Genomic DNA, 19,775 nt, shown 5'->3' on the forward strand with positions numbered 1-19,775 from the left:
CTGCTCCTAAATTATATCCGATTCGGCGCTCTGCCAAATCGCTGTATTTCCACAAGGCAGCGCAAGGCCGCTTTGGGTGACCGGAAGTCCGATTTCATCCGCAGAAACCGATCCGCCGAATCTGGATGTGAGTAGCGTTGCCAACAAATACGCCATCACCGACGGGGAAAGTCCCGTGGTGTAAGAATTGAGCACAAAAAACAGCGGGTTTTGCGACAAAATGGGAACACAAAGCTGCACCAGCGGATACAGCTGTTCTTCCAATTTCCAAACCTCGCCGCCGGGCCCCCTTCCATAGGAGGGCGGATCCATAATGATGCCGTCATACACATTGCCCCGCCGCTGTTCCCGCTGAACAAACTTCACGCAGTCATCCACTAGCCAGCGCACAGGTTTATCCGAAAGGCCAGAGGCCGCTGCATTTTCTTTGGCCCAAGCCACCATTCCCTTGGACGCATCCACATGGCACACCTCTGCACCGGCGCTGGCGCAGGCCAAAGTGGCGGCACCGGTATACCCAAATAAATTCAGCACTTTAATCGGCCGGTTGGCATGGCGAATTTTCTTTTGCACAAAGTCCCAGTTGACTGCCTGTTCCGGGAAAATTCCCGTATGCTTAAAGCCCATGGTTTTTAGCTGAAAGGTTAAATTCCCCTGCCGGATTTTCCACATCTCGGGAACCGGCTTCAGTTCCTGCCAGCGTCCGCCCCCGGTATTCGAGCGCAGATAATGGGCGTGGGCCTGTTTCCACAAAGGATTCTGCCGGGGTGTTTGCCAAATAATCTGCGGGTCGGGGCGAATCAGAATGATATCGCCCCACCGCTCCAGACGCTCCCCATCAGAAGCGTCAATAAGTTCATAATCTTTCCAGTTTGCAATTCTCAAAATAACACCCCGTTATGCCAGCCGCTGACGCACCACGTCTGCAAGAGCGTGGGCCAGCGCATCAATTTCATCATGATCTTCCCCTTCAATCATCACACGCAAAAGCGGTTCTGTACCGGAGGGGCGCACCACTACACGACCTTTTTCGCCCAGCTTTGCCTTTGTTTTTTCTATCGCCTCGTTCACCTGGGCATCGGTATAAAAGCGCAGTTTTCCTTCCCGGCTGACGGTAACGTTCACCATCACCTGAGGATAGCGCGCCATTAAAGTTGCAAGGCTGGACAACAGGGCTTTTCGGCGGTTTAAAATAGTCAAAAGCTGAACGCCGGTCATCTGGCCGTCACCGGTAGTGGAATGATCCAAAAAGATGATGTGCCCGCTTTGCTCGCCGCCGAAATTATAGCCTTCTTGAAGCATTTCTTCCAGCACATAGCGGTCACCAACCTTGGTGGCACAGAATTTGATTCCGTTTTCTTCACAGAAGCGGATAAAACCCATATTGGTCATAACAGTGCCCACCGCAGCACTTTTCGACAGACGGCCTTGAGATTTTAAATCCAAAGCACAAATGGCCATCAAAAAGTCCCCGTCCACCAGCTGACCTTTTTCATCCACTGCCAAACAACGGTCTGCATCGCCGTCAAAGGCCAAACCGGCATCCATCCCATTTGCTTTCACATATTCCATCAAAGTTTCCATATGGGTGGAACCGCAATTGTCGTTGATATTCACCCCATTGGGGCAATCAGACAGCATGTGGCATTCGGCCCCCAGTTCGGTAAATAAATCCTTAGCAGTCACCGCAGAAGACCCATTGGCGCAGTCCAGCGCAATGCGCAGGCCGGCCAAAGCATTTTCGGGCACCGTGCTTTTCACATGATCGATATAATCGCGAAGAGCCCCCGATGCAGCACTGATGCTTCCCACATCTCCCCCGGTGGGGAAATCCGGTTTTTCTTCGTGATCCAAAACAATCGCCTCAATTTGTTCTTCCAGCGCATCGGGCAATTTGTAGCCGGTGCTGCTGAAAATCTTGATGCCGTTAAACTCACAGGGATTATGGGATGCAGAAATCATCACACCCGCATCTGCACCGTACTTTTTCACCAGATAGGCCACGGCCGGGGTGGGAACCACGCCCAGCTGCACCACATTGGCGCCAATACTGCACAAGCCCGCCGCCAATGCACTTTCCAGCATATCAGAAGAAATGCGCGTATCTTTGCCAATTAAAATAACCGGGTGTCGCTTTCCGCCTTTGCCCAGCACCATGGCTGCCGCACGGCCGATGTTCATGGCCAGTTCGCAGGTCAAATCCGCATTCGCGACGCCTCTGGCGCCATCGGTTCCAAACAATCTTCCCATATTGTTTCTCCCATTTATCCATCAAATTTTTTGAATGTTTTTTGTATCTTTGCCTCTATTATAATTCTATATTTCTAAAATTAAAAGAATTTTTGCTGGGATCCTGCCAAATCTTCCGGCGGAGTGATTCCCAAATGAAGATAAGCCGCACGGGTGACGCATCTGCCCCGGGGCGTGCGGTTTAAAAAGCCAATCTGAATCAGATACGGCTCATACACATCTTCTAAAGTGATCGATTCTTCACCGATCGCCGCGGCCAATGTTTCCAGCCCTACCGGGCCGCCCCGGTAAAAGTCGATCATGGTGTGCAGCATCCGGCGATCGTTGGCATCCAAGCCGCTTTCGTCCACTTCCAGCCGCTCCAGCGCCTGACGCGCGGATTCGGCCGTGATGACCCCATCGCTGATCACTTGAGCGAAATCTCGCACTCGCTTGAGCAGGCGGTTGGCAATTCGGGGTGTTCCCCGAGAGCGCGACGCCAGTTCCAACGAACCGTCCGGTTCAATGGGAATTCCCAAAATTCCGGCACTGCGGGTAACAATTTGCGCCAATTCCTCCGGCGTATACATTTCCAGACGAAGCACCACACCAAAGCGATCCCGCAAAGGCGCCGAAAGCTGCCCGGCGCGGGTGGTTGCGCCCACCAAGGTAAAAGGCGGCAGCGGCAGATGATAAGAGGCCGCCATCTGGCCTTTTCCGGTGATAATATCCAACGCGAAATCTTCCATAGCAGGGTACAAAATTTCTTCCACACTGCGGGACAACCGATGAATTTCATCGATAAACAGAACATCGCCCGGATTCAGATTGGTTAAAATCGCAGCCAAATCACCGGGCTTTTCAATGGCCGGTCCAGAAGTAATCCGCAGGCCCACGCCCATTTCATTGGCGATAATTCCTGCTAAGGTGGTTTTTCCCAGGCCGGGCGGGCCATACAGAAGAACGTGATCCAGCGTTTCTTTCCGCTGTTTTGCCGCTTCCATAAATACCGCCAGATTTTCCTTGACCTTCTGCTGGCCGATGTATTCCGACAGCGTTCGGGGACGCAAAGGATTTTCTACCTCTGCATCTTCCGGATTGTAATCGGGAGCTACCACACGGTTTTCGAAGTCCAGATCATTTTCAAAGGAAAAATCCACTTTTTATTTCCCCCCGCCCATTGATTTTAAGGACAGCCGGATGAGTTCCTCCACAGACAAAGAGCTGTCAAAGCGCCCCACAATCTGTGCGGCCTCGGTGGGTGACCAGCCCAAAACCGCCAAAGCACTGACAGCGCCCGCCGCGTTGCCCACGGCAGAATTCACTTGTGCCGCAGTGCCGCCGCCCACGGCAACACCCATTTTTTTCACTTTATCTTTTAGTTCCAACGCAATGCGCTGGGCCAATTTTGGCCCCACGCCGCTGGCCCGGGACAACACTTTGCTGTCACCGGCAGCCACCGCCATAGCCACCTGTTCCGGTGTCAGTTCGGACAAAATAGAGACGCCCACCCGAGCACCCACACCGCTGACCGAAGTCAGCATCTTAAAGCAATTCAGTTCTGTCATCGTAACAAAGCCAAACAAATCCAGGGCATCCTCCCGGACATTTAAATGCGTAAACAGCCGTACTTTTTCACCAATCTGCGGCAAAGCCCGCTGGGTATTCATAGAAGTAAAGCATTTAAATCCCACACCGGAACATTCCACCACCGCAAAAGATGGCTCTGCATGAATTAAGATGCCCGATACACTGTAAAACATTTATCTGATTCCTCCCGACAGCATTACCCGGCGCAGGGATGAGCCTGCCGCCTGTCCGTGACAAATTGCCATGGCCAAAGCATCCGCAGTGTCGTCCGGCTTTGGAAGCTCGGTAAGACACAGCAGTTTTCTTGTCATTTCCATCACTTGGGGCTTTTTGGCCTGCCCATAACCTGTCACCGCCATTTTGACCTGAAGCGGTGTATATTCATAAATCGGCACTCCGGCCTTACGAGCCGCCAGTAAAATGACGCCCCGGGCCTCCGCCACGCCGATGGCGGTTTTCTGATTGTTTTGAAAAAATAATTTTTCTATGGAAACTGCGTCTGGCCTGCTGTGGGCCAAAACCGCAGAAATCCCGTCATAGATTTTTACCAGACGGTCTTCAAAGACCTGTTCCGCCCGGGTGGTAACCGCTCCATATTCCATCGGGCGGTATCTTCCGCCGCTTGCACTGACCACACCGTATCCAACGATGGCGTACCCCGGATCAATTCCCAATATTACCATTTCACCGCTCCGTTTTCGTTGTGTGTTCTCATTTAATAAAAGGATAAAACCCTATCCACAGCCTTTTTCAAAGCTGTGGATAAGCAATCAATATCAACCGGATCCCTTACAGGTTCCTGATTAGCCGCAAGCTTCTTATGGCTTGCGACGTGGGGTTATTTTGGCGCCGTTTTCACGAAACTGTTTCTAAGGAATACATGCGCAATTTACTCTTTGCCGCGCCCAATGTTCCCTCAGCCATCGGAAGCCTTGCTTCCGCTTATGGCGTGGGGTTATTTTGGCGCCGTTTTCGCAAAACTGTTTCTAAGGAATACATACGCAATTTACTCTTTGCCGCGCCCAATGTTCCCTCAGCCATCGGAAGCCTTGCTTCCGCTTATGGCGTGGGGTTATTTTGGCGCCGTTTTCGCAAAACTGTTTCTAAGGAATACATGCGCAGTTTACTCTTTGCCGCGCCCAATGTTCCCTCAGCCATCGGAAGCCTTGCTTCCGCTTATGGCGGTGGGGTTATTTTGGCGCCGTTTTCGCAAAACTGTTTCTAAGGAATACATACGCAATTTACTCTTTGCCGCGCCCAATGTTCCCTCAGCCATCGGAAGCCTTGCTTCCGCTTATGGCGTGGGGTTATTTTGGCGCCGTTTTCACGAAACTGTTTCTAAGGAATACGTGCGCAATTTACTCTTTGCCACGCCCAATGTTCCCTCAGCCATCGGAAGCCTTGCTTCCGCTTATGGCGTGGGGTTATTTTGGCGCCGTTTTCACGAAACTGTTTCTAAGGAATATATGCGCAATTTACTCTTTGCCGCGCCCAATGTTCCCTCAGCCATCGGAAGCCTTGCTTCCGCTTATGGCGTGGGGTTATTATACCATAGATCCAGAATTGTGAAAAGTCTTTCCCAGTGCGCAGCAGCCCATTTTGCGGATTCCTTTGCAGTACACCAGCAGATTTCAAATTACAGCACCTGATTTATCGCTGTGACACAACGATCCACCGCTTTGTCGATTTCTTCCTCGGTAATCACCAGCGGCGGATTAAAATACAAAACATTGCCCAATGGGCGCAGAAGAAGCCCCTCATCCAGTGCCTTTTGATAAATCTGATACCCCATTCTTTCTTTCGGGTCAAAAGGTTGTTTTGTCTGCTTATTCTGAACCAGTTCCATGGCGTGTATCAAACCGATATGGCGGATTTCCCCTACGTTGGGGTGCTCTTCCAATGCCTCTGACAAGCGGCGGTTTAAATACCGGGTACGCTGTTCCGCATTTTTTAAAATCGGCTGTTGGCGAAAAATATTTTGCACCGCCAGCGCGGCAGCGCATCCCAGCGGGTTCCCGCTGTAGGTATGGCTGTGCAGAAAGGCTTTGCCTTCATTGTAATCAGCATAAAATGCCTGATAAATTCGGTCTGTGGTGACAGTAATCGCCATGGGCAAATATCCGCCGGTAAGTCCCTTGGACAAGCACAGAATATCCGGCGAAATGTCCGCATGATCACAGGCAAAGAGTTTCCCTGTGCGTCCAAATCCGGTGGCAATTTCGTCGGCTATCAGCAAAACACCGTATTCATCGCAAAGACGGCGCAGTTTTTGTAAATAAAGGGGCGGATAAATCCGCATTCCGGCACTGCCCTGCAAAAGGGGTTCCACAATCATCGCACAGGCTTCTTTTGCATACTGCTCAAAAGCCTTTTCCGCTTGTTCAAAACATTGACACTGGCAGCTGTCACGACATTCCCCATAAGCACACCGGTAACAGTCGGGGGCCGGAACCCGAACTGTATCTATCAGCATGGGGCGGTATAGCTTGGCGTATAGATCCAGCGTTCCCACAGACAGTGCACCGACCGTTTCTCCGTGGTATCCTTCGGACAAGCACAAAAACCTTGTTCGTTCCGGGTGCCCTGTTTGATATTGATATTGAAACGCCATTTTCAGGGCACATTCCACCGCCGCCGAACCATTATCTGAAAAGTTAAATTTCGTCAATCCCTTCGGGATCATTTCTGTTAACTGTTCGCAGAGCCGAATTGCCCCTTCGTGGGTAAAGTTTGCAAAGATTACATGTTCCAGCCTGTCCAGCTGTTCCTTGATTCCGGCATTGATTTCCGGGTTGCAATGCCCCAACAAATTGCACCACCAGGAACTGACAATATCGATGTATTCCTTTCCGTCTTCCCCATACAGATAAACTCCTTTGCCGTGGTCAATCACAATGGGCGGTAAAGTTTCATAGTCCTTCATTTGAGAACAAGGATGCCAAATATATTCTAAATCTTTTTCTGCTAATGTTTTTGCTGGATTCATATTTCATTTCCTTTCATTCATACAACGCTTTCAGCTGATGCACATCCATTTGCAGTTCCTTTTCCCCGGGCGGAATGCAGGCAATCACAGGAACCCTGCCGATTTCTTCTATCATTCGGACATTGTCTTCCTGCAATCTTCCCCCGGTATACCGATTGAGCACCACACCTTTGATTGAAATTTTGCATCGGCGCAGATATTCCACCGTTAACACCGTTCCATTGATGGCGCCCAACCCGGCATCTGCCACCACAACTGTCGGCAAATTCAACGTTTTTATAATGTCTTCCAGCAAAAGGTGTTCTTTGTCATCCCAGCGAATGGGACAGACGATTCCCCCGCTGCCTTCCACCGTCACATATTCATACTGTTCCTGAACCGCCTGATAGTCTTTCACTATTTGAGAAAGCTCCACAGGATTCCCCTCCAGCTTTGCGGCCAGATGGGGGGAAACGGCGTTTCGATACCAATAGCTGACCAGCGTTTCTTCCGGCTGGCCGATGTCTGCAAAGCGATTCACATACCCCGCATCACTTTGCGCAATGCTTTGCGCACCGCTTAGCGCCGCCTTATAATATCCCGCACGGCAGCCGGCCTGCCGCAACTTTTGCACAATCAGCCCCGTTGCAAAGGTTTTCCCCACATCGGTTCCGGTGGCGGTAATAAAAAGCCCTTTGCTTTTGGGCTGGTTTTGGAACATTTCACCGCTTTCTGCAACATGGTTTGTTATTTTCTTCATCACATTTTATCTTCCTTTCAGCACAGGACGAAGCCGTTTGGTCAAAAACGCTGCCAGTACACAAAGTAAAATATCTCCGGGAACCGCCAGAAGAAAACAATATAAAAATAACGGCCATAATCCGATCGGATTCTCTAAATAAAAACGGCTGATCAGGTAAAAATAGACCATGCCGCATCCGTAAACAATGGCAAGTCCGGTAAAATTAGCGCCAAGCAATCGGCGGTAAGAGGAGTTTTCTTCTTTTTCGGCCATTTTCCCGGTTACATAGGCGGCAATGGCAAATCCAATCAAATATCCAAAAGTGGGCCGCAGAAGATATCCGATTCCGCCTCCCTCGGTAAACACGGGAAGGCCCACAAGCCCCATAATTATGTAAACCCCCACACTGACAGCTCCCAAACGGCCTCCCAAAAGAAGTCCCGCCAGCATCGTAAACAAAAATTGCAGCGTAAAAGGAACCATAGGAACGGGAATCCGAATAAAAGTCCCCACAACAATCAGTGCTGCAAACAGCGTGCATAAGGTCATTTGATGAATGTTACTGTTTTTCAAATACAATCCTCCTTTTTTCATCTGTTCCAGATTTCTGCCCAAGCAAACCGTTCTTTTGTGGTATCAGGGTCAGAAAACTGGAATCAAAATTTTCCTTTCTTTCATTAGAAAATTGCCCAAACATTATTCTTTGGTTGAGCTGCCGGCAAAAATAAGTATAGCAAATCAAACTCTATTGTCAACTTAATTTTTAAAATTAAGTTGACAATAGAGAGAACAGTTTCCCATCTTTTTTCTTTTTATGGTTTCGTTTGCATTTTTCTCAGCCGCTTTCTTGCTTTTCGGATCACCAGACTGAAAAAACATCCGAATAATTCCATATATCCCGTCAAAAATATAGGATGAAACGGAGGGAAAAATTATGACCCGAAAAAGAAAAATTCAAATCGGCAGTCTGGCCGCTGTGCTGGTATTGGTTTTGGTTGGCACCACAATCGGCGGATACTGGACAGCCAATAAATACCGCACTAATCTGGAATACAGCTATCGCCGATCGCTGAGTGACTTGGGCGATTATGTTTCCAGCATTGAAACAACCCTGACCAAAGCGGTATATACCAACACCGCAACTCAACAAAATGGCGTGGCTGCCCGGCTGATGCGAGATTCCAGCGGGGCCAAAGCTTCCCTTTCCAACCTGCCGCTAAAAGGGGACGAATTTGAAAACATGAGCAAGTTCCTGGCGCAGGTAGGGGACTTTTCCACGGCATTGTCCAATAAAATAAGCGCCGGGGAAAAGATTACGCCAGAGGAATATCAGCAAATTCAAAGCCTTTGTGATTATTCCACCCGGCTGCGTCAGGGCTTGTCCGAAATTCAGGATGAGTTAGTGGAAGGGCAAATCAATATCGGAGAAACCGAATCTGTGATCAAAGGTCTTCGCACTTCACAGCCGGTATTCAGCGATAAACTGGAAACGGTCGCCAAAGATTTTGAAGATTATCCCAAGCTGATTTATGATGGCCCCTTCTCGGATCACATCGGCCAGCAGGCACCCAAAATGATCGAAGGCAAAGACGCCGTTGCGCAAGGCAATGCCCAGATATTGGCCGCTCAATTTTTGGGCGTGGATCAATCAAAGCTGACCCACACCACCGACAACGAGGGCGGACTTCCCACTTTTAACTTTTTATATGGGGATACCCGGGTATCCATCACCAAAGCCGGCGGGGTTCCTGTGCGCATGATGAACCCCAGAGAAATCGGAGCCGATCAGCTCAAATATGAAGACGCCCTGAAAAAGGCCACAGAGTTTTTAAATACGCGCGGATTCGGCAACATGAAAGAAAGTTATTATGTAATAAATGACGGCAAATGCACCATTAACTTTGCTTATACGGTGGATGGAACCGTATATTACCCCGACCTTATCAAGGTATCGGTTGCTCTGGACAACGGTGAAGTGGTGGAATTGGATGCCACCGGATTTGTAATGAACCACACCAACCGGGCCGCACCCGCAGTCAAACTGACACAACAGCAGGCTCAGCAAAGCGTCAGTCCTTATTTGCAGGTAAAAGAAGGGAGGCTGGCAATCATACCAACCCCCGGTTTAAACGAAGTGACCACTTATGAATTTTTGTGTGAAAGCAAAGATGAAAAGAAAGAGCAGGTTTTGGTTTATATTGATGCCAACAAGGGTTTTGAGCGAGATATTTTGATTCTTCTTTTCTCTGACAACGGAGTATTGACCCAATAAAACCGCTTAGTTCGGATTCAGTGGATCCTCCGGTGGAATTTGATCCTTTTCAATGGGAAGAACCTCTTTTGGCTCCACAGCTCCGGGCACAGAACGCCTGCGCCGGATTTTTCTTCTGGCAAGCACCCACACAATTACAATCATAACAACAGCCAGCAAAAGAATTGGCAGGCCACCCACAACAATCACCAGCAGTCCCTGTCCGGCTTCGCCCAGCCACCGCAGGGACTGCCGAAACTGATAAGAAATTTTCTCCCCCAATGTGACGGGTGTTTTATCAATTACCGTTGCTTTGTTTACCTCATAAAGCTGCACCGTTACCGTGCTGTAATGAATCAAAGAATCATATTGACGTAAAGTGCCCGTCAGCTGTTCTATCTGATACACCACGTCAGCCAAAGCCTTTTCCAGCTCAACAATATCTGCCATTTTATCCGCTTTTTCCATCAGTGCCAACAGGCGTTCCTGCTGGGCACGAAGGCTTTTCAGCCGTGCTTCTGTGTCGTAATAAGATTCCGTAACATTTTCGCTGCTGGTAGAAACATTCAAAACAGCCCCAATGGTTTCTGCCTTTTCTTTCCACAGCTTTAGCTTTTCCTGTGGAATCCGAAGGGTATAGCTGGCAGCTCGATTTTCATTCTTTCGCAGCACGCCATCCCCATCTATTCCGGAATCCTGAATATAGCCGCCCAGCTGTTCCGTCAGTTCCTGCAGGGTTTGAATGGATTTTTCAAATTCCAGAGTTTCGATTTGATAGGCCAGTCGTTCGATGATCTTTTGATCAGACAAAGATTTTCTCAGTTCTCCCGCCTCTGCTGTATTTGCAGTACCACTGGATAAAGAGGCTGCGTTTTGGTCCGCTATGGTTTGAACCATGGCAGAATCCATTGTTTCCGGAGCGGCAATTGCTGCCCCGCCGCCAGTCACCTGAGAAGAACAGGCCCCCAGCAGCACAGAGAATACAGTCGCTGCGGTAATCGCCGCGGCAGCCAAGCTGCGTTTTCTATGTTTGCTCATGAAAATCGACTCCTTTCTGACAAAACAAAAGGGAAATAAAGCACGAACCCTGCACTTACTCACCGGACACCCAATCATGCCCCGGTGCCGGAATGTCGTAGAACACAATCTTTCTTAACGGCAATCTAAACCGTATTGCCTTATTCTGGCAGTAAAAGATTTGAGGTCATTATACCAGCCCTAAGGTTTTGGTGTAAAGTGACAATCCAGTAACCAGAAAAAGGAAAAGAAAAACAATTGAGATTAATAAAAGCTCTGCCTGACTTTATCTGAAATCACCGCTTTATTAAGCTTTTGTTTTGCTGCGCTACAAGGGCACAATATCCATTCTTCCACAAAGCGCCGAGAGGGAAAATCCCTTTCGGCGCTTTGTGTTCATTTATCTTAAATTTTCAGTTCCATTGTTCCGGATCAAAACCGCATTTTTTCATGCAAATTGATTTACAAAAACTGTGGAAAAATTTTGCACCACTGAACGAATTTCCCTTACCCCAAAAGTTTTACCAACACCGCTTTCTGGGCATGCAGGCGGTTTTCTGCCTCTTCAAAAATTTCGTCGGCATGAGCCTCAAATACCTCCGCGGTGATTTCCTCCTCACGGTGAGCCGGCAAGCAATGCAAAACCATCGCATCGGCGGCGGCCAGCTTTAGATTTTCGCTGTTGATCTGAAAGCCTGTAAAATCCTTTTTCCGCTTTTCGCTTTCTTCTTCCATCCCCATAGAAGACCAAACGTCGGTAATTACCACGTCGGCATCGGCAATTGCTTCCTTTGGCTGATCGGTCAGGACAAAATCCGGGTTTCCTTTGGCAAACTCCAAAATCTGTGAATCCGGCTCATACCCCTTGGGGCATGCGGCCGACACTTTCATCCCCATTTTCAGACCGCCCACTGCCAAAGAATTCAGCATATTATTGCCATCCCCGATAAAACACATCTTTAGGCCATCCAGTTTCCCCTTTGCTTCCCGAATGGTCATCAGATCCGCCAGCACCTGGCAGGGATGGGCAAAATCCGTCAGACCGTTAATTACCGGAATCGAACCGTATTGGGCCAAGTCCTCCACTTCTGACTGGGCATAGGTGCGAATCATAATGCCATCCAAATAGCGGGACAGTACCCGGGCGGTATCCTGCACCGGTTCCCCCCGGCCAATCTGTAAATCATTGGATGACAGAAACAGCGCCGATCCGCCCAACTGATACATACCGGCTTCAAAAGAAACCCGAGTACGAGTGGACGCTTTTTGGAAAATCATGCCCAAAGTCTTTCCCGCAAGGCGCGGGTGAGGGATATTGTGTTTTTTCTCATATTTCAATTGATCCGCCGTATTGAGAATATCGGTAATTTCTTCGGCGGACAAATCCAGCATTTTGAGTAGATGCTTCATTTCAATTCCTCCTCTAAGGTCATTTGCAGAATTTCCATGCCTTTCTCCATTTCTTCGTAAGAGATGGTAAGCGGGGGCAAAAGCCGCAGAACATCGTGGGCGGTCAGGATTAGCAGGCCGTTTTTCACACAGGCCTTTGCCACAGCGGCGGCTTCCCCTTTTTGAAGCGATGCGCCCAGCATCATTCCCATGCCGCGCACCCCGCCGATTTGGGGTATCTGCGCCAGTTTGTTCTTTAAATACTCTCCCTTTTTCAAAACCTCTTCTAAAAACCCGGGCTGCGTCACCCGGTCAAGCACTGCCAAAGCGCCGGCGGCGCAAACCGGATTGCCGCCGAAGGTGGTGCCGTGATGCCCGGCCCCCAGAACACCCGAAAGCCGCTCGGTGCAAAGCACCGCGCCGATGGGCAGTCCGCCGCCAAGGCCTTTGGCGCAGGTTACCACATCGGGCGAAACACCAAACTGCTCATAGCAGAAAAAGCTTCCCGTTCGGGCAATGCCGGTCTGCACTTCATCTATCAAAAGAAGAATATCCTTCTCCTTGCAGAATTCCGCCAGCTGTGTTACAAACTCTTTTTCCAGCGGAAGAACGCCGCCCTCCCCCTGAATCATTTCTATTAGGATGGCACACACGGTAGAATCTGCCGCCGCTTTTACGCTTTCCATATCATTGGCTTTGGCATAGGAAAACCCGCCGGTAAAAGGAGCAAAATGCTGATGATGCTTTTCCTGCCCGGTGGCAGTCAGCGTAGTGATTGTGCGCCCATGAAAAGACTGCACCAGCGTGACAATCCCGCCCCGGCCTTCGCCGTATTTATCGCTGCTGTATTTTCTAGCCAATTTTATGGCTCCTTCGTTCGCCTCTGCACCGGAATTCGCAAAGAATGCTTTCGAAAACCCACTGGCCTCACACAGTTTTTGACCCAACCTTACCGTCACGGGACTGTAATATAGGTTTGAGATATGCTGCAAAGTGGCTGCCTGCTCTGCCACAGCGCGCACCCATTCCGGGTCACAATATCCCAGCGAATTAACGCCGATTCCACTGCCGAAATCGATGTATGCTTTTCCCTCGGTATCAATAGCCACAGCACCGGCACCGCTCTCAATGGCCACCGGATAGCGATTGTAAGTAGGCATCAAAACTTCCTGTTCCTGCTGTTTCACCTGTTCAAACTGCATTTTGTTCCCTCCCGTCAATAAAACATAGTGCCGATTCCCTCGTCAGAAAACAGCTCGATTAAAATGGAATGGGGCGTGCGGCCATCGATAATATGTGCCCGGGGAACCCCACGCCGCACCGCTTCCACGCAGCAATCAATTTTCGGAATCATTCCGCCGCCGATGATCCCCTCATTTTTCAGTCGAATGACATCGCTGACGTTTACCTGAGAAATTAAAGTATCCTCGTTGTCTTTATCCCGCAAAAGACCCCGAATATCTGTCATTAAAATCAGCTTTTCAGCTCCCAGCTCCGCCGCGATGCGGGACGCAGCCACATCTGCGTTGATGTTATAAACCGTGCCGTCTTCCCCGGCCCCAACGGTGGCAATCACCGGCACATACCCGGCTCGGGTCACATCGGTAATCACCGACGGATTGACAGAAGTGATTTGACCCACAAATTCCAAATCCTCTTCAGACTGCATCTTATCCACCGTCAGCATTCCGCCGTCCAGCCCACACAAACCAATGGCACGGCCACCCTGACGCGCCAGAAACTGCACCAGAGCTTTATTGACTTTGCCGGCCAAAACCATCTGCACAACATCTACGGTTTCCGCATCGGTGTAACGCATCCCCTGCACAAAACGGCTCTCTTTGCCGATCTTTTTCAGCATAGAGCTGATTTCCGGCCCACCGCCGTGCACCAGCACCACATGGATACCCACCAGCTGCATCAAAACGATGTCGCTCATCACCGCTGCTTTCAAATCTTCGTTAATCATGGCGTTTCCGCCGTATTTAACCACCACGGTCTTCCCCTTATGGGTCTGGATATAAGGCAAAGCCTGCACCAGCACCTGGGCTCTGTCACTGTTGGAAATTTTCATGGATTCACTTCCTTCTCACCGTTTGCCTGAGTCGTGTCTGCAAAGTTAAAAATGTCGGATATTTTAAGATAAAGCGGAGTAAAACCAGAAAAACATGCAGGAATATCCATGTGTTCCAAACATTTTTTCGCAGATGTAGCCCGCTTTTTTCAACATAAATCGATTTCCATTAGGTACGGTAATCTCCGTTTATTTTGACATAATCATACGTCAAGTCACATCCATAAGCTGTGGCACAAGCCTCACCGTCATGTAAGGTAACGTTGATATTAATTTCCTGTTCGCTGAGAATCTTTTTCGCCAAATCTTCATCAAACGGAATACCTGCGCCATTCCGGCAAACAGACAGCAAGCCTGCCGAAGAAGAAAAATCCAAATCCACCCGGTGGATGTCGGTAGTCACCGGCGCATATCCAATGGCACACAGCACGCGCCCCCAGTTGGCATCTGCACCAAACATGGCTGTTTTGACCAAGCTGGAGCAGATAACGCTTTTGGCAACTATTCGGGCACTTGGGTCATCCTTCGCTCCGTTTACATGACAGACCAGCAGTTTGGTGGCTCCCTCGCCGTCCTTTGCAATCATTCGCGCCAAAGCGGTGCAAACTTCTTTCAGACCCTCCACAAACAGGGAAAATCCTTCTGCGGAAATCTCGCCTTTTTCTTCTTTGCCAGAGGCAAGAATCGCCACCATATCATTGGTGGAGGTATCTCCGTCCACACTGACCATGTTAAAGGTATCCTGCACTGCCAAAGCCAAGGCGCGGGATAAATCCTGCGGAGAAATCTTCGCATCGGTGGTCAGAAAGCCCAGCATGGTGGCCATGTTGGGGTGAATCATGCCGGATCCCTTGGCAATTCCGCCGATGACAAATTCCACGCCGTTACCGGTTACTTTCAAAGCAACCTGTTTTTTGGCCAAATCAGTGGTCATAATCGCTTCGGCCGCCGCATCAGATCCCGTGTGCGAAAGCTGTTTGACCAGATGGGGCATACCAGATTGAATTGGCTCAATGGGCAGCGTCTGCCCAATGACGCCCGTGGAGGCAACGATGACGTTTTCCGCCGGAATCCCCAATGCCTGACCGGCTATTTGGCACATTTGCATGGCTTTTTCTTCCCCGTCGGCATTGCAGGTGTTGGCATTGCCGCTGTTGCAAATCATGGCCTGAGCCACCCCGTCAGAAATGTTCTGTTTTGTCACCTGAATCGGGGCACCTTTCACCAGATTTTGGGTATATGCCGCTGCCGCCGCACAGGGTGTTTCACTGAAAATCATTGCCAAGTCACTTTTTGTTTTGTTTTTTCGAATCCCACAGTAAACACCTGCGGCCAAAAAACCTTTTGCAGCGGTTACTCCGCCTTCGATCCATTCCAATGCCATCGATATTCCCCCTCACTGTCTGCCCTAAAACGCCGGCGGCATCATCATCAGCCCGTCGGTCTCTTCTAATCCAAATACCAGATTCATATTCTGAACGGCCTGCCCCGCCGCTCCCTTAACCATATTGTCAATGGCAGATATGGCAATCAGCTTCCCGTTTTGGGAATCCACATGCAGCGATATGTCACAGAAATTGGAATACCTTACATTTTTAATATCTGCGCAAGCCCCTTTGGGCAGCAGGCGCACAAAAGGTTCGTTTTCATACATTGCCTGATATGCTTCCCGCAGCTGGTGTTCCGTTACGCCCGGTTTTAAATCCGCATAACAGGTCGCCAGAATCCCCCGGTTTACCGGAAGAATATACGGCACAAAAGTGATTGGAATCTTTTGGCCCGCCAAATGGGCCAATGTTTGTTCCATTTCCGGCGTGTGCCGATGATTTGCCACCTTATAGGCGGTAAATCCCTCGTTTACATCGGCAAAGTGAGTGTCCTGCGTGGGCTTTCTGCCGGAACCCGTGACGCCGGATTTGCAGTCGGCTATCACACCGTTGAGTTTCATCAGCGAACCCTTAATTGCCGGGGCCAGTGCCAGCGGCACTGCCGTGGTATAACAACCGGGGTTTGCCACCAGCTTTTTGCCCCGAATTTGATCCCGAAACAGTTCCGGCAAGCCATAGGCCGCCTGACTGTGCAGTTCTTTGCTTAAAAATCCCCCGCCATACCACCGGGCATAAACCTCTTCGTCCTCCAGGCGAAAATCCGCCCCCAGATCAATAAAGACCTTGCCCTTCTCCTGACAACTTTGAGCCAGTTCCTGCGACAACCCATGAGGAAGTGCCGCAAATATCACATCGCTTTTCTCGATGACCTCTTCCTGATCGGTACAGGTCAAATCGCACCGTCCCAAATAAGCCGGATAAACCTCACTGAGCGCCTGACCGGTAAAGCTGACAGAACTGATGGCTGAAATCTGCACCCCGGGGTGCGCCAGCAGCAAGCGAACCAGCTCTGCCCCTGCGTAACCTGTGGCACCGATGACCCCTGCCTGTATCATGACACATTCCTCCTTATTGTTTTTGCCGCTTCCTGCCCAAACCGGCACACTTACCCTTTTATTTATTTTTTAATAGCTCTAAAATCCGATTGGCCTGTGCCTGCACATTTTCTGGTGCAGGTGCGCCTATTACTTTGCGCCCCGCCACACAGGCTTCCAGTGAAATTGCCTGATAGACGCCCTCGTCAAAAGAGGGGCAGGCGTTTTGATATTCCAAAAGGGGCAAGCTTTCCAGCGTTTCGCCCTGAGCAATGCACTGAGCCACCAAAGCGCCCGTAATTTTATAAGCATCCCGGAAAGGCAGCCCTTTGCCCACCAAATAGTCGGCGCAGTCTGTGGCATTAATGAAACCCTTGGCCGCCGCCGCCCGCATATTTTCAGGCAATACCCGCATGGTTTCGATCATCGGAATAAAGGGGGTCAAGCAAAGCTTTAAAGTATCCACTGCATCAAAAATAGCTTCCTTATCCTCCTGCATATCCTTGTTATAGGCCAAAGGCAAGCCTTTGAGCATCGAGAGAAGCGCCATCAAATCACCGAACACCCGCCCCGATTTACCACGAACCAACTCTGCAATGTCCGGGTTTTTCTTTTGGGGCATAATGCTGGACCCGGTGGAAAAGGCATCATCCAGTTCCACGAACTTAAATTCCCAAGAGCACCACAAAATAATTTCCTCGGAAAAGCGAGAAAGATGAACCATCGAAAGCGAAACGGCTGCCGCCAGCTCAACGCAGAAATCTCGGTCGGCCACCGCGTCCAGACTGTTCTGGCTCACTGCCGAAAAGCCCAAAAGCCGGGCAGTTAGTTCCCTGTCCAGCGGATAGGTGGTGCCTGCCAGAGCACCGGAACCAAGGGGGAGCACATCCATGCGCTTTGCTGCGTCGCCGATGCGCTCCACATCCCGCAAAAACATCTCTGCATACGCCAAAAGGTGATGGCCGAAGGTGATGGGCTGTGCCCGCTGCAAATGGGTATAGCCGGGCATGACATCACCACTGTGTTTTTTCGCCTTTTGGCACAAAACCTCAATCAGCGTTCTGAGCTGTTCCTGCAAAGTAACACATTCCTTTTTTAGGTAACAGCGCAGATCCAGCGCCACCTGATCGTTCCGGCTGCGGGCGGTGTGCAGCCGTTTGCCCGCATCGCCCACCCGGGCTGTCAATTCACCTTCCACAAAGGTGTGAATATCTTCTGCATTGGGATCAATGGCCAAAGCGCCGCTTTGGATCTCTTCCCATATCTTTTGAAGACCGTCGCAGATGGTTTCGGCCTCTTTTTTGTCAATAATCCCACAAGCACCCAGCATGGTTGCGTGGGCGATGCTTCCCTCAATATCCTCTTTTGCCATCCGGCTGTCGAAAGAGATTGAGGAGTTAAAATCGTTGGTTTTTGCGTCTACTTCCTTTTGGAACCGTCCAGCCCAAAGCTTCACTATCTATTCCTCCGTTACTTTTATCGTGCTTTACATCCTTAAACAATTCAAATCTAAACATTTCAAATGACTCTGCAAACCGGAAACATCACTTGGTTCAAACCATGTGATTATCTGCGGCACCCCAACCACTTTTTTGCCGCAAATAAGTGAGGGGTGATTTTCCGGGGAAAAACAGACGGGGGCGAACAAAATTCGTCCGCCTCCCGCCCAATTCCTTGCCAAACCGGCAGGATTATCCTTTTCTTTTCTGTGCCAGAACTTTCATCGGCAGGCCGAACAGATTGATAAATCCGGTGGCATCCGCCTGATTGTATACCTGATCTTCGCTGAATGTGGCAATCTCATCGTCATACAAGGAATAAGGAGAAGTTACGCCGGCATCTATGATGTTGCCCTTATAGAGCTTCAGCTTTACATCGCCGGTCACATACTGCTGGGTGCTGTCCACAAAAGCGGAAAGCGCCTGACGCAGGGGGGTAAACCACTGGCCGTAGTATACCATCTCGGCAAATTTGAGTCCCACACCTTGTTTATAGTGATAGGTGTCCCGGTCAAGGCAAAGTTCTTCCAGCTTGTTGTGTGCGTGATACAAAATCGCACCGCCGGGGGTTTCATAAACGCCCCTGGACTTCATACCCACCAAACGGTTTTCCACTAAATCTACAATACCAATGCCGTTTTTGCCGCCCAACTCATTGAGCTTTTGAATCAAAGCGATGCCGTCCAACGCTTCGCCGTCTAGTTTTACCGGAATACCCTGCTCAAACGAAAGGGTAATATAAGTGGGCTCGTCAGGCGCCTGTTGGGGGGATACGCCCAACTCCAAAAATCCGGGGGTATTGTATTTCGGTTCGTTGGCCGGATCTTCCAGATCCAAACCTTCGTGGGACAAATGCCACAGGTTTTTATCTTTGGAGTAGCTGGTCTCTTTGGTAAAGCTAAGCGGAATGTTATGGGACTCTGCGTACTCGATTTCTTCTTCTCTTGATTTGATGTCCCAGGTTCTCCAAGGGGCAATCACGGTCATTTCGGGTGCCAACGCCTTGATGGTCAGCTCAAAGCGAACCTGATCGTTGCCCTTGCCGGTGCAGCCGTGGCAGATGGCATCCGCACCCTCCGCCTGGGCAATTTCCACCAGCCGTTTTGCAATGATGGGGCGGGCAAAAGAAGTGCCCAGCAAATATTTATTTTCATAGACCGCACCCGCTTTCAGGGTGGGCCAAATGTAATCTTCGACAAAAGTTTTTTTCAGATCCGCAATGTACAGTTTTGCAGCACCGCTTTTTTGTGCTTTTTCTTCCAGACCAGAAAGTTCCCCGTCACCTTGACCCACATCTGCGGCAACAGCGATGATTTCACATCCCTCGTAATTTTCTTTCAGCCAGGGGATGATAACCGATGTATCTAAGCCGCCGGAATACGCCAGCACAATTTTTTTGATTTGCTTTGCCATAATCAGCACTCCTTTTTCCGTTAAATCTTATTTCTGAACCAAATCTACATGTTTAATTATACGCTTAATATTCAAAAAATCAACCCCAAATTGCATAATTATTCAACTTATCTATTCCAAACAAAGATTTTAATGAAAATAGGCACGCTTTAAGATAGAATGAATAATTCGCTTGATTCAGGGG

Annotated in this window: 19 protein-coding genes; 3 read left to right on the forward strand and 16 right to left on the reverse strand. The window is 49.7% G+C overall.

Translation table 11 applies throughout. The features are described from left to right. Positions 1-6: 6 nt before the first annotated feature. From C1A02_RS10700 to ruvC, 5 genes are all read right to left on the reverse strand, one after another. A complete protein-coding gene (locus tag C1A02_RS10700; RefSeq protein WP_101698211.1) occupies positions 7-885 on the reverse strand; it encodes a class I SAM-dependent methyltransferase in 879 nt (292 codons plus the stop codon). A 12-nt stretch (positions 886-897) separates the two neighbouring features. Continuing rightward, on the reverse strand, positions 898-2,250 hold the full coding sequence (gene glmM / locus C1A02_RS10705; RefSeq protein ID WP_101698212.1) for a phosphoglucosamine mutase: 1,353 nt from the start codon (positions 2,248-2,250) through the stop codon (positions 898-900). An 80-nt stretch (positions 2,251-2,330) separates the two neighbouring features. Next, positions 2,331-3,389: a Holliday junction branch migration DNA helicase RuvB gene (gene ruvB, locus C1A02_RS10710; protein WP_101698213.1), complete on the reverse strand. Its 1,059-nt coding sequence runs from the start codon at positions 3,387-3,389 to the stop codon at positions 2,331-2,333. Between the two features lie 3 nt (positions 3,390-3,392). After that, a complete protein-coding gene (ruvA, locus tag C1A02_RS10715) occupies positions 3,393-3,992 on the reverse strand; it encodes a Holliday junction branch migration protein RuvA (RefSeq protein ID WP_101698214.1) in 600 nt (199 codons plus the stop codon). Further along, on the reverse strand, positions 3,993-4,502 hold the full coding sequence (gene ruvC / locus C1A02_RS10720; protein ID WP_101698215.1) for a crossover junction endodeoxyribonuclease RuvC: 510 nt from the start codon (positions 4,500-4,502) through the stop codon (positions 3,993-3,995). A 137-nt stretch (positions 4,503-4,639) separates the two neighbouring features. Between ruvC and C1A02_RS10725 the strand changes: the two genes are divergently transcribed. Together C1A02_RS10725 and C1A02_RS10730 are read left to right on the forward strand one after the other, a co-directional pair. After that, entirely contained in the window at positions 4,640-5,044 is a 405-nt protein-coding gene (locus C1A02_RS10725; protein ID WP_101698216.1) for a hypothetical protein, read from the forward strand. Further along, on the forward strand, positions 4,998-5,468 hold the full coding sequence (locus C1A02_RS10730; RefSeq protein WP_101698217.1) for a hypothetical protein: 471 nt from the start codon (positions 4,998-5,000) through the stop codon (positions 5,466-5,468). The genes C1A02_RS10725 and C1A02_RS10730 overlap by 47 nt, the downstream gene beginning before the upstream one ends. Here the strand turns inward: C1A02_RS10730 and bioA are convergent. Genes bioA through C1A02_RS10745 form a run of 3 tightly spaced genes read right to left on the reverse strand, consistent with a single transcriptional unit; the run spans position 5,456 to position 8,120 of the window. Then, positions 5,456-6,805, reverse strand: coding sequence for an adenosylmethionine--8-amino-7-oxononanoate transaminase (gene bioA / locus C1A02_RS10735; protein ID WP_101698218.1), 1,350 nt, complete (start codon positions 6,803-6,805; stop codon positions 5,456-5,458). The genes C1A02_RS10730 and bioA overlap by 13 nt on opposite strands. Positions 6,806-6,818: 13 nt before the next feature. After that, entirely contained in the window at positions 6,819-7,544 is a 726-nt protein-coding gene (bioD, locus tag C1A02_RS10740; RefSeq protein ID WP_243577990.1) for a dethiobiotin synthase, read from the reverse strand. A 6-nt stretch (positions 7,545-7,550) separates the two neighbouring features. Beyond that, a complete protein-coding gene (locus tag C1A02_RS10745; RefSeq protein ID WP_101698334.1) occupies positions 7,551-8,120 on the reverse strand; it encodes a biotin transporter BioY in 570 nt (189 codons plus the stop codon). A 340-nt stretch (positions 8,121-8,460) separates the two neighbouring features. On the opposite strand from C1A02_RS10745, the gene ypeB reads away from it, so the two are divergent. After that, the gene (gene ypeB / locus C1A02_RS10750) at positions 8,461-9,798 is read left to right on the forward strand and encodes a germination protein YpeB (RefSeq protein ID WP_101698219.1); all 1,338 of its coding nucleotides are present in this window, start codon (positions 8,461-8,463) and stop codon (positions 9,796-9,798) included. 6 nt (positions 9,799-9,804) lie between these two features. On the opposite strand, the gene C1A02_RS10755 is transcribed toward ypeB, so the two are convergent. The 8 genes from C1A02_RS10755 to C1A02_RS10790 form a co-directional block, all read right to left on the reverse strand. Next, a complete protein-coding gene (locus tag C1A02_RS10755) occupies positions 9,805-10,815 on the reverse strand; it encodes a DUF4349 domain-containing protein (protein ID WP_101698220.1) in 1,011 nt (336 codons plus the stop codon). Positions 10,816-11,301: 486 nt separating this feature from the next. Beyond that, positions 11,302-12,204, reverse strand: coding sequence for an ornithine carbamoyltransferase (argF, locus tag C1A02_RS10760; protein WP_101698221.1), 903 nt, complete (start codon positions 12,202-12,204; stop codon positions 11,302-11,304). Continuing rightward, positions 12,201-13,385, reverse strand: coding sequence for an aspartate aminotransferase family protein (locus tag C1A02_RS10765; protein WP_101698222.1), 1,185 nt, complete (start codon positions 13,383-13,385; stop codon positions 12,201-12,203). Before C1A02_RS10765 ends, argF begins: the two co-directional genes overlap by 4 nt. A gap of 14 nt (positions 13,386-13,399) precedes the next feature. Further along, positions 13,400-14,257, reverse strand: coding sequence for an acetylglutamate kinase (gene argB, locus C1A02_RS10770; RefSeq protein WP_101698223.1), 858 nt, complete (start codon positions 14,255-14,257; stop codon positions 13,400-13,402). Positions 14,258-14,426: 169 nt separating this feature from the next. Then, complete coding sequence (gene argJ / locus C1A02_RS10775) at positions 14,427-15,641, reverse strand: bifunctional glutamate N-acetyltransferase/amino-acid acetyltransferase ArgJ (protein ID WP_101698224.1); 1,215 nt, start codon at positions 15,639-15,641, stop codon at positions 14,427-14,429. Positions 15,642-15,665: 24 nt separating this feature from the next. Beyond that, complete coding sequence (argC, locus tag C1A02_RS10780) at positions 15,666-16,700, reverse strand: N-acetyl-gamma-glutamyl-phosphate reductase (RefSeq protein WP_101698225.1); 1,035 nt, start codon at positions 16,698-16,700, stop codon at positions 15,666-15,668. Between the two features lie 58 nt (positions 16,701-16,758). Continuing rightward, positions 16,759-18,135 carry an argininosuccinate lyase gene (argH, locus tag C1A02_RS10785; protein WP_101698226.1) on the reverse strand — a complete coding sequence of 459 codons (1,377 nt, stop codon included), beginning with the start codon at positions 18,133-18,135 and terminating at the stop codon, positions 16,759-16,761. Positions 18,136-18,370: 235 nt separating this feature from the next. Then, positions 18,371-19,591, reverse strand: coding sequence for an argininosuccinate synthase (locus C1A02_RS10790; protein WP_101698227.1), 1,221 nt, complete (start codon positions 19,589-19,591; stop codon positions 18,371-18,373). Positions 19,592-19,775 lie beyond the last annotated feature (184 nt).

Source organism: Clostridium minihomine (genome assembly GCF_900240385.1).
GTDB classification, from domain to species: domain Bacteria; phylum Bacillota; class Clostridia; order Oscillospirales; family Acutalibacteraceae; genus Faecalispora; species Faecalispora minihomine.